Below are 243 nucleotides of genomic sequence, written 5' to 3'. Positions count from 1 at the left end.
AAGACCGTTGGGAATATTTTTAGGTTGGCTACGTGGGAGCATGATCAGAATTGAAATCCGTGTCGGTCGATTTTTGGACGAGTGGTTCGCCAAGGCCATTTTAGCTACATTAATTGGTTCGGGGAGTCGAAATCTCGATTTTGGCACGGAAGCGGTTCAGCGAGATAATTTCACCACATGTTCCCCATCATGAAAGATAACCAAGGGCCCAAGAATCATGCAATTCGGACGTGTAACGAGGGA

At 46.5% G+C, this 243-nt stretch carries 1 protein-coding gene; it reads left to right on the top strand.

The annotated features are described in order from the left end of the window. On the top strand, positions 1-193 hold a 193-nt coding region (locus tag E8M12_RS16415; RefSeq protein WP_211245069.1), incomplete at its 5' end, for a hypothetical protein. Positions 194-243 lie beyond the last annotated feature (50 nt).

The organism is Thalassotalea mangrovi, from assembly GCF_005116735.1.
GTDB classification, from domain to species: domain Bacteria; phylum Pseudomonadota; class Gammaproteobacteria; order Enterobacterales; family Alteromonadaceae; genus Thalassotalea_A; species Thalassotalea_A mangrovi.
This window is presented reverse-complemented; position numbering and strand designations above follow the sequence as displayed.